13 protein-coding genes are annotated in these 12895 nt (G+C 69.6%); 9 read left to right on the top strand and 4 right to left on the bottom strand.

Translation table 11 applies throughout. From position 1 onward, the window contains the following. Positions 1–42: 42 nt before the first annotated feature. From G7071_RS07310 to G7071_RS07295, 4 genes are all read left to right on the top strand, one after another. Positions 43–1914: a DUF4012 domain-containing protein gene (locus G7071_RS07310; protein WP_166316780.1), complete on the top strand. Its 1872-nt coding sequence runs from the start codon at positions 43–45 to the stop codon at positions 1912–1914. Positions 1915–1919: 5 nt separating this feature from the next. Further along, entirely contained in the window at positions 1920–3776 is a 1857-nt protein-coding gene (locus G7071_RS07305) for a DUF4012 domain-containing protein (protein ID WP_166316777.1), read from the top strand. 10 nt (positions 3777–3786) lie between these two features. Further along, positions 3787–4785 carry a dTDP-glucose 4,6-dehydratase gene (rfbB, locus tag G7071_RS07300; RefSeq protein WP_166316774.1) on the top strand — a complete coding sequence of 333 codons (999 nt, stop codon included), beginning with the start codon at positions 3787–3789 and terminating at the stop codon, positions 4783–4785. A gap of 199 nt (positions 4786–4984) precedes the next feature. Beyond that, a complete protein-coding gene (locus G7071_RS07295; RefSeq protein WP_166316771.1) occupies positions 4985–6421 on the top strand; it encodes a sugar nucleotide-binding protein in 1437 nt (478 codons plus the stop codon). Between the two features lie 40 nt (positions 6422–6461). On the opposite strand, the gene G7071_RS07290 is transcribed toward G7071_RS07295, so the two are convergent. After that, positions 6462–6815, bottom strand: a complete 354-nt coding sequence (locus tag G7071_RS07290) for a phosphomannose isomerase type II C-terminal cupin domain (RefSeq protein WP_246210560.1) — start codon at positions 6813–6815, stop codon at positions 6462–6464. Between the two features lie 81 nt (positions 6816–6896). Here G7071_RS07290 and G7071_RS07285 point away from each other — a divergent pair, with 81 nt between their 5' ends. Next, a complete protein-coding gene (locus tag G7071_RS07285) occupies positions 6897–7184 on the top strand; it encodes a DUF2516 family protein (protein WP_206062940.1) in 288 nt (95 codons plus the stop codon). Between the two features lie 127 nt (positions 7185–7311). On the opposite strand, the gene G7071_RS07280 is transcribed toward G7071_RS07285, so the two are convergent. Together G7071_RS07280 and G7071_RS07275 are read right to left on the bottom strand one after the other, a co-directional pair. Continuing rightward, positions 7312–7911, bottom strand: coding sequence for a hypothetical protein (locus G7071_RS07280; protein WP_166316762.1), 600 nt, complete (start codon positions 7909–7911; stop codon positions 7312–7314). Positions 7912–7961: 50 nt separating this feature from the next. Beyond that, complete coding sequence (locus G7071_RS07275; protein WP_281351756.1) at positions 7962–8354, bottom strand: helix-turn-helix domain-containing protein; 393 nt, start codon at positions 8352–8354, stop codon at positions 7962–7964. Between the two features lie 121 nt (positions 8355–8475). Here G7071_RS07275 and G7071_RS07270 point away from each other — a divergent pair, with 121 nt between their 5' ends. Continuing rightward, positions 8476–8895 (top strand): VanZ family protein, encoded by a 420-nt coding sequence (locus G7071_RS07270; RefSeq protein ID WP_166316759.1) that lies wholly within the window; start codon positions 8476–8478, stop codon positions 8893–8895. On the opposite strand, the gene G7071_RS07265 is transcribed toward G7071_RS07270, so the two are convergent. Further along, on the bottom strand, positions 8889–9848 hold the full coding sequence (locus G7071_RS07265; protein WP_166316756.1) for an asparaginase: 960 nt from the start codon (positions 9846–9848) through the stop codon (positions 8889–8891). The genes G7071_RS07270 and G7071_RS07265 overlap by 7 nt on opposite strands. A gap of 40 nt (positions 9849–9888) precedes the next feature. Here G7071_RS07265 and G7071_RS07260 point away from each other — a divergent pair, with 40 nt between their 5' ends. From G7071_RS07260 to G7071_RS07250, 3 genes are read left to right on the top strand one after another with little or no spacing between them, the layout of a single operon-like run. Next, on the top strand, positions 9889–10629 hold the full coding sequence (locus tag G7071_RS07260; RefSeq protein ID WP_166316753.1) for a hypothetical protein: 741 nt from the start codon (positions 9889–9891) through the stop codon (positions 10627–10629). After that, positions 10572–11789, top strand: a complete 1218-nt coding sequence (gene cysC / locus G7071_RS07255) for an adenylyl-sulfate kinase (protein ID WP_206062939.1) — start codon at positions 10572–10574, stop codon at positions 11787–11789. The genes G7071_RS07260 and cysC overlap by 58 nt, the downstream gene beginning before the upstream one ends. Continuing rightward, on the top strand, positions 11789–12799 hold the full coding sequence (locus G7071_RS07250; RefSeq protein ID WP_166316750.1) for a sulfite exporter TauE/SafE family protein: 1011 nt from the start codon (positions 11789–11791) through the stop codon (positions 12797–12799). The genes cysC and G7071_RS07250 overlap by 1 nt, the downstream gene beginning before the upstream one ends. Positions 12800–12895 lie beyond the last annotated feature (96 nt).

The raw sequence follows: 12895 nt of genomic DNA, 5'->3' as shown, positions 1-12895 counted from the left end.
TTGCCCGCCGCCCGCTTGCTGGCGTTTGGCACCATGTCGCCCATGCCTGGGCCTGGTTCACGACTCCGCACCCGGCTGGTCGTCCTGCTGCTGGCCGTCGTGTGCCTGTTCGCCCTGATGATCGCCGGTCCACTCGTGTGGACGTGGTGGCAGGGCAACCAGACCCAGGCCGCGCTCGAGGACGCCACTCGGGCCCTGGAGGACCAGGATCTGCACGAGGCGGACGACCACGTCGCCGACGCGCGGGCACACGCCGACCGCGCCGTCGCGACCCGGCACGGGCTGCTCGGCGCGATGTGGCGCAACCTGCCCGTCCTGAGGCAGGCACAGCCGGACGCCGTGAGGATGACCGACTCTGTCGACGACCTGACGACCATCGCCGAGGAAGGTCTGCGCGTCTATCCGCTGCTCACCGGCGACGAGGGCGATCTCGTGACAGACGGCCGGGTGGACCTCGCAACGCTGGACAGGGTGGTCGTCTCCTTCGAGGACATCGAGAGCAGGGTGCAGGCTGCGCATTCCTCGCTCACGGCGGTCGAGGGCGACGCACCCCTCATCGGCGGCCAGATCCGGGAGATGCGCGACGAGGGTCTCGATGGTCTGGCCCCCCTGGCCCGCGGCCTGGAACGCGTCGCTCCCCTGGTCGACGCGCTCCCCGCGATGCTCGGCGCGGAGTCCAGGCAGGACTACCTGATCGCCATCCTCAACCCCGCCGAGCAGCTCTTCTCCGGCGGCACCCCCCTCACCTTCACGCCGATGTCGGTGGTGGACGGCCGGATCGAGATGGGGACACCCCAGGACACCGCGACCCACGGAGAGGCCTTCCAGCCGCGCTACTGGAAGAAGGTCAAGGGAAACCCCTTCCACCGGGGCCGTCTTCGCATCGGTACGGCGACGTTCGCCCCGGACTGGTCCGTCTCCGGCGAGGAGGCACTGCGCGCCTGGGGCAGCCTGGGTCGCAGGAAGATGGACGGCCTGATCGCGATCGACGTGATGGCACTGCGCGACCTGGTCGCGCTCACCGGCCCGCTCGACGTCCCCTTCTATGGCGAGATCACGGCCGACAACTTCGTGCAGACCCTGATCGGCAGCTATGACAACCTGACCGACTACCGCGGGCGCCATCAGATCAACCAGGCTCTGGTGCCGATCTTCCGTGACCGGCTGTTCGCGACCGGCAAGTTCGTGGAAAAGCTCCAGGCGCTGCAGGCAGCCGCAGAGGGGCGCCATTTCGCGGTCTATCTGCGCGACCCCGCCAGGCAGCGCGCCTTCTCCGACCTCGGGTTGACCGGAGAGCTGTCGGACACCCGTCACGACTATCTCGGCGTCTTCACCCAGAACGCGGTGCCCAGCAAGACTGACTACTGGCAGAACCGCACCGTCACCTCCGACGTACGCCTCGATGTGGACGGCAGCGCCCGGGTCAGGGTCGCCACGCGGATCCACAACGACAGCACGCCTTATCCGTTCAAGGGCCCCGACCCGCGCAGTGGTTACTCCACCCGCTACGCCTCCCTGTCGGTCGCGCAGTTCCTGCCCCGGGGTGCCACGGACGTCGTGGCTCGGGTCGACGGCCAGGTGGTCGACCTGCCCGTCGCCGACTTCTACGGACGGCCCTACGTCCGGCGGACGATCGACTTCAAGCCGCAGGCCGAGCACACGTTCGCCCTCTCCTACGACGTCCCTCGCGCCGCCGAGGTGACCGACGGCGGCTTGGCCTATCGCCTCGACGTCGACCCCCAAGGTCTCGTGCGCCCTTCGGCCATTGCCGTGACCGTGCAGCTCCCTCCGGGTTTCGTGGCAGATGATCTGCCCGAGCACTGGTTCGAGGTCGGCGAGGGGACGATCGGCTGGGGTGGACCCGCACTTGTGGACTCGCCCTCGTTCGAGGTCACCGCCTCCCTGAGAGGATGACCGCCGTGCGTTCCCTCTCGTCCTTGCGCAAGCCGGTCGTGCTGCTGGCGGCGGCTGCAGGCGTGGTGGCCATCGGCGTCTCGTTGGCCAGGGTGCCGGGGGCGGCCGAGGGAGCACGTGCCGAGCTCGACGCAGCCGCGGCTGCCATCCAGGCCGGTGATCCGAGCGCTGCGACCGAGGCTGTCGACCGCGCGCGCGACGACGTCGACGTGGTCCAGGTGGGGTTGCAGGGCCCGGCCGGAGTGCTCGGACAGTGGCTGCCGGTGGTCGGCACCAGCGTCAACGATGCGCGTCAGCTCGGCGACGCGCTGGACGCGCTGACGACCGCGGCGGAGCTCGGAGCAGGAGCCGCTCCGGAGCTGACGGGTCCTGGGTCGACGTTCTTCACGGGCGACCGGGTGGACATCCCCACCTTGCGCCGACTGACTGACACAGCCGTCAAGGTCCGGATCGAGCTGACGCGGGCCGGCGACTCGCTCAACCGCATCGACGGCACCGGGCCGGGTGGGGGACGGATCGACGGTGCGCGCGACGAGGCGTTGGCGCGGGTGGTGCCGTTGCGCGAGGGTCTTGAGTCCGCGGAGCCGCTCCTCGAGGAGCTGCCGGGCATGCTCGGCGCCGACGGGCAGCGCAAGTATCTGGTCGCCATCCTCAACCCCGCGGAGCTGCTCTACTCCGGCGGCACCGCCCTGTCCTACGCGCCATTGACAGTTGATGACGGCAGCGTCGAGGTAGGTGAGACAGTCGACGGCACCACCGGCACCGGCATGTTCGGGGCGCAGCACTGGCGCAAGGTCAAGGGCAACCCGTTCCACCGGGGCCGGCTCAAGGTCCCGACCGCGGCCAAGGCGCCGTCGTGGCCGGTGTCGGGTGAAGAGATGCTGAACGCCTGGCGGAGCATCCGGGGACGCAACATGGCGGGGCTCATCGCCATCGATGTGGTCGCGCTGGGCCGCCTGACTGAGATCACCGGCCCGATCGACGTCGCTGGCTTCGGCCGGATCGAACCCGGGGGTCTGGTGGAGGCGGTCGTCGGCAGCTATGACGAGTTCGAGGACACCAACGAACGTCGCGCCCTCAACCGATCGTTGGTCCCGGTCTTCCGCGATCAGCTCTTCAACGGCGGAGACCTTGCGGAGAAGATCTCGATCCTCAACACGGCAGCGCAGGGACGCCACTTCGCCCTCTTCTTCCGCGACGACGCGGTGCAGGCCGCGGCTGACGAGCTCGGGATGACCGGCGACCTGTCCGACACCAAGCATGACTACCTCGGCGTGTTCACCCAGAACGCAGTCGCCAGCAAGACCGACTACTGGCAGAAGCGAGTGCTTCGATCGCGGGTGCAGCTCGCGCCCGACGGCAGCGCCGAGGTCCGCCTGCGCGTCGACATCCACAACGACACCCCGCCATACGCGTTCGCCGGTGCGGATCCGCGCACCGGCTACGCCACTCGGTGGCTCAACGCCTCGATCGGCGCCTTCCTGCCCAAGGGAGCCAAGGTGAGCGGGGTGTCGGTGAGGGGCAACCCCGTGGACTTCGTGGTCGGCGACTACTTCGGCCGGCCGTTCGTCCGCCAGACCGTCGTCTTTCCTCCGCAGTCGCGCGGCGACCTCGTCCTGACGTACGAAGTGCCCGCGGCCGCCGTCGTGGGCGAGGGCGGTTCGCTCTCCTACCGCCTCGACGCCGACCCTCAGGGCATGGTCAATCCACAGGGTGTCGACGTGACGGTCACGTGGCCCAAGGGATTCGTCCTGGGTGACGTGCCCGAGGACTGGCGGCAGGTCGACCGCCGTACGGCGCGTTGGCGCGAGCCTGCCCTGGAGTCCTCCCCGTCCTTCGAGCTGACTGCCCGCACCCCCTAGGCTGGCGGCCATGGATCGTCTTCTCGTCACCGGCGGCGCGGGCTTCATCGGCTCCAACTTCGTCCACTACCTGATGCGCGAGACCGACGTCCGCGTCACCGTGCTGGACAAGATGACCTATGCCGCGAGCAAGGAGGCGCTCGACGGCCTCCCCGAGGACCGCGTGTCGCTCGTGGTCGGCGACATCGCCGAGGCCGACGTGATCGAGCCCCTGGTGGCCGAGCACGACGCGGTCGTCCACTACGCCGCCGAGTCCCACAACGACAACTCGCTCAACGACCCCTCGCCCTTCATCCGGACCAACATCCTGGGCACCTTCCAGATCCTCGAGGCGGTGCGCAAGCACGACAAGCGCCTCCACCACGTCTCCACCGACGAGGTCTATGGCGACCTGGAGCTCGACGACCCGAAGCGGTTCACCGAGGAGACGCCCTACAACCCGTCGTCGCCCTACTCGGCGTCCAAGGCCGGCTCCGACCACCTGGTCCGCGCCTGGGTCCGGTCCTTCGGCGTGCAGGCGACCGTGTCCAACTGCTCCAACAACTACGGCCCCTGGCAGCACATCGAGAAGTTCATCCCCCGCCAGATCACCAACGTCATCGACGGCATCCGCCCCAAGCTCTATGGCTCCGGGGAGAACGTGCGCGACTGGATCCACGCAGACGACCACTCCTCCGCGGTGTGGACCATCCTCAACAAGGGCGAGATCGGCGAGACCTACCTGATCGGCGCCGACGGGGAGAAGAACAACCTCGAGGTCGTCCAGCTCATCCTGACGCTGATGGGGCAGGCGGCCGACGCGTTCGACCACGTCACCGACCGTGCCGGCCACGACATGCGCTATGCCATCGAGTCGGGCAAGCTGCGCCAAGAGCTGGGGTGGGCTCCGCAGTTCCAGGACTTCGAGTCGGGCCTGGCCAACACCATCGAGTGGTATCAGAACCACCAGGACTGGTGGCGTCCGGCCAAGCAGGCCGTCGAGGCCGCCTACGCCAGCAAGGGCCAGTGAACTTCTCGACGCTCCGGCGATTGAGGAGGGACGAAGTCCCGTCACCCCTCCGGCGGTTGAGGAGGGACGAACTCCTCCGGCGGTCGAGGAGGGACGAAGTCCCATCACCCCTCCGGCGGTTGAGGAGGGACGAAGTCCCATCACCCCTCCGGCGGTTGAGGAGGGACGAAGTCCCGTCACGAAACCAAGGAGCCCGTTGATGTCGCTGCCCTCCCTCGAGACCACGCCGATCCCGGGCCTGGTCGTCGTCCGACTCGATCGCCGCGACGACGCGCGCGGGTTCTTCAAGGAGAACTGGCAGCGCGAGAAGATGGTGGCGATCGGGCTGCCCGACTTCGGGCCCGTCCAGAACAACGTCTCGTTCAACGCAGACCGCGGCGTCACACGCGGGATCCACACCGAGCCGTGGGACAAGTTCGTCTCCCTCGCCACCGGCCGCATCTTCGGCGCGTGGGTCGACATGCGTGAGGGCGAGTCCTTCGGGGCAACGTTCTCGCTCGAGATGGACACCTCGGTCGCCGTCTTCGTCCCGCGCGGTGTCGGCAACAGCTATCAGACCCTCGAGGACGCGACGGCCTACACCTATCTCGTCAACGAGCACTGGCGTCCCGGCGTGACCTACCCCGCGCTGGCGCTCGACGACCCGACCGTCGCCATCCCGTGGCCGATCCCGTTGTCCGAGGCGATCCTGTCCGACAAGGACCAGAACAACCCCGTGCTCGACCCGGCGACAGCGATCGCGCCGAAGAAGACCCTGATCGTCGGGGCGCTCGGTCAGCTCGGCCGGGCGCTGCAGGTCGACTTCCCCGGCGCCGATCTCGTCGACCTCGCCGAGGGCGACGTCGACGGCTCCCCCGTCGCGGCGCTCGACCTGACCGACGCCGCGGCTGTCGCTGGCTGGCCGTGGCACGAATACGCGGTCGTCCTCAACGCGGCGGCCTTCACGGCGGTCGACGTCGCGGAGACGGCTGACGGTCGGCGTACGGCATGGGCGGCCAACGCCGGCGCCCCCGCGACCCTGGCGGGGCTGGCCCGCGACCACGGGTTCACGCTGGTCCACTACTCGAGCGAATACGTCTTCGACGGCACGGCCGAGGAGCACACCGAGGACGAGCCTGTCTCGCCGCTCGGCGTCTATGCCCAGTCCAAGGCCGCCGGCGACATCGCGGTGGGGCTGGCGCCGCGCCACTACCTCCTGCGGACCTCGTGGGTGATCGGTGCGGGGAAGAACTTCGTCCGCACCATGGCGACGCTGGCCGAGAACGGCGTCTCGCCGTCGGTCGTCTCCGACCAGGTCGGCCGGCTGACGTTCACCACCGAGCTGTCGCGGGCCACCCGCCACCTGATCGACTCGGGCGCCGACTTCGGCACCTACAACCTGTCCAACGGCGGGCCCGCGATGTCCTGGGCCGACATCGCGCGCGCGGTCTTCGAGCGCTCCGGGCGCTCGGTCGACGACGTCTCGGAGACCACCACCGAGGCGTATGCCGCGGGCGTCCTCGACAAGGGACAGCCGTTCGCCCCCCGTCCCCTGCGGTCGGCGATGTCACTGGCCAAGATCCGCGCCACCGGCTTCGAGCCCGAGGACGCGCTCACCGCGCTCGACCGCTACCTCGACGCACCGCCCGGAGGTTGAGGAAGGCCGAAGGCCTGTCACGAAACCCCGGTCCTCAGGCTCAGGTGGAGACTTCTCCGCGGCCGTAGTCGTCCTCGAGCCGGCAGATGTCGTCCTCGCCGGTGTAGGCGCCGTGCTGCACCTCGATGATGACGAGCTCTTCGGAGTGCTGGTTGGTGATGCGGTGGGCCGCGCCCGTCGCCACGTCGACCGAGTGACCGGGACCGCACACGATCGTCTCGCCGTCGACCACGCAGGTGGCGATCCCGAAGATGACGACCCAGTGCTCGGAGCGGTGCTCGTGGGTCTGGTAGGACAGCCGCTGGCCGGGCTTCACGTGGATGCGCTTGACCTTGTAGCCCGGACCCTCGTCAATGACGTGCCACGAGCCCCACGGCCGGTCTTCCGAATCCATTGCCATCCTCACAGCCCCGTCCATAGTTCACTTGCTTGCGACGGACACCTTATCCGCCGACGGATACGTAGGATGTGGAAGGTGACTGTCTTCGAGCTGACGGGCTATGCACACCTCCTGGCCCTGCTGGCGGTCCTGGCGGTCAAGGGGTTCGCGCTCGTCAACGCCGCCCTGTATCCCGCCGAGGCGTTCCCGGCCGCCAGCCGCGGGACCAAGCCGGGCTGGCTGATCGGGCTCGGGGTGGGGTTCGCGGCCCAGCTCCTGATCCCGACACCGACCAACCTGATCAACCTGGCCTTCCTCATCGGCGCCCTGGTCTATCTGGCCGACACCCGTCCGGCGCTGGCCGAGGTTACAAGCCACCGCTGACGCGCCGACTCGCGGTGCAGCCAGCGCCGACTCGCGGTGCACTCCGCGCCGACTCGCGGAAATGGCCGAAGCCCCGGGCGGGATGCCCGGGGCTTCGATCTCAGAACAGCGTCAGCTGGTCGTCTCTTCAGTCGCCGACCTTCTTGGTGGCGTCGGCGACGGCCTTGGTCGCGTTCGCGGCCGTCTTGGTGGCGGTGGTGCTGGTCGCCTTGGCCGACGACTTGGTCGTCGACGCCTTCTTGGCGGCCGGGCGGGTGCTGGTCTTGGCCGCGTTGGTGGCCTTCTTCGCCGCGGTCTTGGTGGTCGCGCGGGCCGTGGTGCTGGTCTTCTTGGCCTGCGTGGTGGTGGTCTTCGCCTTGGCGACGGTGGTCTTGGCGGAGGCCTTGGTGGCCTGCGTCGACTGCTGGCGACGGATCCGGCCGACGAGGCTCTCGCCGCGCTTGATCAGGTCGGTGTAGGCGTCAGCGGCCTGCGCGACGTTGTCGTCGACGATGGTCTGGACCTTGGCGGGGTAGGCCTTGGCCTCGGCCTGCAGCTCGGCGACGCGGGCCTCGATGGCCTTGCGACGAGCCTTCGGGTCGATGACCGTCTTCTGGACGTCGACGAGGAGGGTCTGGGTCTCGGTGACGAGGTTGCGGAGACGCTCCACGGCGAGGTCAGTGACACCGACGCCGGCGTAGAGGGGCTTGGTGGCTTCGGTCTTGATGTCGAACTTGGACTTGGCCATGTTCTTCTCCTTCGTTGGGTGGTTCAGGGGACTGGTTCAGGGGGCCCGATTCAGGGGGACTGTTCAGCCGGGTGGGTTCTCGAGCCCCGCGTTGAGCGCGAGGAACGAGGAATAGACGTCCAGCAGCGACTGCTTCTGACGCTCGGTGAGGCCGCTGTCCGCGAGGATGGCGAGCTCGACCGAGCCCCGACGTGCGACTCGGTGCTGACGATCCCGGCCTGGACATAGAGCTGGTCGGCCGAGATGCGCAGCGCCTTGGCGATCTGCTGGAGAACTTCTGCCGATGGGCGGCGCAGACCACGTTCGATCTGGCTGAGGTAGGGATTGCTGACGCCGACCTGGTCGGCGAGCTGCCGCAAGGAGAGTCGCGACGCGAGCCGCTGCTCCTTGAGGTAGTCGCCGAGCGACTCGACGACGGTCTTCCCGTCCTTGCCCTTGGCCATGACCCCATACTGCTAACACTTGTTAGCAAAATGCAAACAGGATGGCCGTGACTGCGCTCACATTCGAAGCCAGACTGGACTTTGCCCGCTAACAAGCCCCTCCACCCGTAGGCTCCTGCACATGTCCCCGGCGACGCGTCGACTCCTCGCGCTGGCGCTCGTCGCCTATGCCGTCCTGCTCCTCGTGGTCCTGCTCAATCCGTCCCCGGCAGCGCCCTCGACACTGGTGTCGAAGGTTGCCGACCTGGGTCTGCGCCTCGACCTGCCGGCCGTGCTGCTCGCAGGCGACCGGGTTGAGTTCGGGCTCAACGTGCTGGCCTTCATGCCGGTGTCCTTCCTCGGCTCCCTCCTGCGCCCGAGCATCCGGGTGACCACCTGGACCGCGGCCGGGTTCGCCGGGTCCTTCCTGATCGAGGTGGCGCAGGTGTTGCTGCCTGATCGGTCCGCGACGCATTCCGACGTGGTGGCCAACACATTGGGGGCCGCGCTGGGCGCGGTCGCAGCCTGGGTGGTCAGCACCGTCGCCGCTCGCCGTCAGTAGCAGGCGCGGATCTCGCCGACGGGTCGCCCAGCGCCGTACAGGACATGCATGCCGGTCTTGCGTATGGCGCTGGCATCGACACCCTCGAGGTCGAGCACGCCCGAGCGGCGGAGCGCCTCGGCCATCACCACCGGCCGGGCGCGGGTGGCACCGTCGTCGACCTTGAGGGCGAAGGCGCGCCCGTCGGCGAGCGCGACCGCATAGACCGACTCCGCTCCGGCCTTGCCGATCGCGCCGGGGATGGCGGTGAGCAGCGCCGCCTCGTCGCGCGTCGTCCCCGAGACATGGGTGGGGTGCAGGCGGATCGCCTGGGCGATCTCGTGCTCGGGTCCGTCGGTGGCCACGGCGAGGGTCCGGAAGGCGCGCGCGAGCCCGACCAGCGAGGTCGGCAGCAGAGGGGCACCGCACCCGTCGACGGCGATGTCGGCGACCGGCTCACCGGTGAGCTCGGTGAAGGTGGCGGTGATTGCCACCTGGAGCGGGTGGGCAGGGTCGAGGTAGTCGCTGGTCGACCAGTCGTTGACCACGCAGGTCGCGAGCATCGCGGCGTGCTTGCCCGAGCAGTTCATCAGGATCTTCGAGGGCCCTCCCCCGCTGCGGATGACGTCGTCACGCACGGCGTCCGCCAGGGGCAGGTCGAGCGGCGTCTGGAGATCGGTCTCGTCGAGGCCCGCGGAGTCGAGGATGCGGCGGACGCCCGTGACGTGGAGCTCCTCTCCCGAGTGCGAGGCGCAGGCCAGCGCCAACAGCTCCGGTGACAGCGTCAGGCCGGCCCGCACCATCGCCAGCGCCTGGATCGGCTTGTTGCACGAGCGCGGCAGCATGGGCCGGTCGACGACCCCGACCGACCAGTCCACGGCCCCCGTCGCGTCGAGCGCGACCACCGAGCCGTAGTGGTGGCCCTCGACGAACCCGGAACGCACGATCTCGGCCACGGCAACTGGTCTTGACATGCTGGCAGCGTAGGCGGCCGTGGCTGGCAGGATGTGCGGCGTGTCGACCCCACAGCACTGCCCCTCGCCGCGCGAGCTCGACGACCTCGAGCTCCTGACCACCGGCGCCCTGGTCCCACTGACGGCGTTCAACGAGCCGGGCAGCGTGGTGCGGATCGAGCTGCCCCCCGAGCTGGCCGCCGAACCCGAGGTCGAGCTGGTCGACCCCGAGGGCCTGCCGCTGGCCGTGCTGGCGCCTGCGAGTGGGGTGGTCACAGGACTCACCCACGCGCAGTTCGGCCCCTTCCGCCGACTTCACCTCACCCCTGCACAGACCCGCGAGCAGCACGCCGGGCGCACCCTCGTGCCGGTGACCGACGCGCTGACCGAGGCAGACCTCGACGGCATACGGCGACTGGGACCCGTCCTCCTGGTCGCCCTCACCGGCCACGGCACTCCCGAGCTGTCCCCCGTCGCCCTCGTCCGGGCCACCGTGGCGGCCGCCGAGCTCCTCGCCGACGCGGAGGTGGTCGTGGTCCCGCTCGCCGCCCACGACGACCCTGCCGCCGATCACGCCCTGGGCCTGCAGGTGCTGGCCAACTACGCCGGCAGCGACCCGGTGCACGCCCTTGCGTCCCCTTCGGAGGTTGAGGAGGGCGCTCTGCGCCCGTCACGAAACCTCTATCCCCCGCCATCGCCGCCATCGTCGACGCCGACGAGCCGGCCCCCGACGAGCAGGGCCTCGTGCTGTTCTTCACCGGTCTCTCGGGCAGCGGCAAGTCGACCCTGGCCCGGGCGCTGATGGACCGGGTGCTGGAGCAGGGCGTCCGCAGCGTCACCAGCCTCGACGGCGACGTCGTCCGCCGCAACCTCTCCGCGGGCCTGACCTTCTCCAAGGCCGACCGCGAGACCAACATCCGGCGCATCGGCTGGGTCGCGGCCGAGATCGCCCGCCACGGCGGCCTGGCGATCTGCAGCCCGATCGCCCCCTTCGCCGAGACGCGGGCCGACGTGCGCGCGATGGTCGAGGAGGCCGGCGGCGCGTTCTTCCTGGTCCACGTCGCGACGCCGCTCGAGGAGTGCGAGCGCCGCGACCGCAAGGGCCTCTATGCCAAGGCACGCCGCGGCGAGATCCCCGAGTTCACCGGCATCTCGTCGCCCTACGAGGAGCCCGAGGACGCCGCCGTTCGTGTCGACACGACCGGGCGCAGCATCGACGAGGCGCTCGACGACGTGCTCGATGCCCTGCAGGAGGCGGGTCACCTCGACCTGCGGAGCACGCTGCCGGAGGTTGAGGAAGGCCGAAGGCCCGAGCCGGAGGTTGAGGAAGGCCGAAGGCCCGAGCCGGAGGTTGAGGAAGGCCGAAGCCCCCAGCCGGAGGTTGAGGAAGGCCGAAGCCCCCAGCCGGAGGTTGAGGAAGGCCGAAGGCCTGTCACGAAACCCCAGGACCCCATCCACGTGCTCTTCGTCTGCACGGCCAACATCTGCCGCTCGCCCTTCCTGGAGCAGACGGCGCGGGCCCTGGCCGGGGACGCCCACATCACCTTCGCGAGCGCGGGCACCCACGGCTTCGACTCGCACCCGATGGACGAGGTCATGGCCGCGACCCTCGAGCCCGCCGACGCCGACTTCCGCAGCCAGCCGCTGACCCGCGCGGTCGTGGAGTCCGCCGACCTGATCCTGACGGCCGAGAGCTCCCACCGGACGTTCGTCCTCGAGGAGCACCCAGCTGCCTGGCGCAAGGTCTTCACCCTCGGTCAGTTCTGCCGCGCGGTCGAGGCGACTCCCAACCTGCACGGTCGCGCCCTGATCGAGTCGGCCGGCCAGCGCCGTACGGCGCCGCTGCCCCAGGACGACATCGCCGACCCCTATCGGCGGGGGGCCGCTGCCGCCGAGACGGCCGCAGGCAGGATGACCGCCATGGTGCGCGGCATCGTGCGTGCGTTGACCGAGGAGAACTGATGGCCGACCTGATCACCCTGACCGCCCTGTCGATCCTGGGTGCGGGGTTCCTGGTCGGCATCGTCGTCGGGCTCACCGGCATGGGCGGCGGCGCGCTGATGACGCCGGCGCTGATCTTCCTCGGCGTCGGGGAGGCGGCCGCGGTCGTCACGGCCGACCTGACGGCCGCCGCGGTCTACAAGACCGGCGGGGCGATCGTGCACAAGCGCGAGGGCTCACCCAACATGCAGCTGGCGAAGTGGCTGATCATCGGCTCGGTCCCGATGGCCCTGCTGGGGCCCTATCTCGTCTCGGTCTTCGCCGACCCCGAGGACCTCGACGACACCCTCAAGCTCTGCATCGGCTTCGCGCTGCTCTTCGCCGCCTCCACCTATGCCCTGCGGCTCTACATCAACCTCAAGCGCGTGCGTGGCGGCGGCGTCCAGGCCGAGGAGAACCCGGCCATCCGGCCGCTTCCGACCCTCCTGGTCGGCGCCCTCGGCGGCCTGCTGGTCGGCATCACCAGCGTCGGCTCGGGCTCGGTGATCATGATCGCGCTGCTGATGCTCTATCCCGGGCTCAGCGCGGTGAAGCTCGTCGGCACCGACCTCGTCCAGGCCGTCCCCCTCGTGATGGCGGCCGCGATCTCCAACATCTTCCTCCACGGCCTCGACTGGGGGATCCTCATCCCGCTCGTGATCGGCTCCGTCCCCGGCACCCTGATCGGCGCCAAGATCGCCCCGAAGGTCCCGCAGTCGATCATCCGTCGCGGCATCGTCGTCGTCCTGACCATGAGCGGCGTCGCGCTGCTCGACAAGGCCGGCTGGGCGCCGCTGGGAGCGGGCGAGGACGAGACCCACCCGATGCTGATCGCCGGGGTCGGGCTCTTCGTGCTGATCGTGCTGCCGATCGTGTGGGGCTTCCTCCGCAAGACCCAGGGGTTGCCGATGTTCGGCTCCCCGACGATCGCCCAGCTCGAGGATCCGAACTATCGGCCCGGGCTCGTCGGGATGAAACGCAAGGACGGCTGAGGGGCCACCCCGACGCGACGCCCGCCCAAACGTGCGGCGAGTCGCCCTCGGCGTACGGCGTGTCGCTGGCCCTGCGCCAGGTCGTGGCCCCCTGTG

It is taken from the genome of Nocardioides piscis, from assembly GCF_011300215.1.
GTDB lineage: Bacteria > Actinomycetota > Actinomycetes > Propionibacteriales > Nocardioidaceae > Nocardioides > Nocardioides piscis.
The sequence above is the reverse complement of the archived record's forward strand: the minus strand, read 5'-3'. Positions and strand labels throughout refer to the sequence as shown.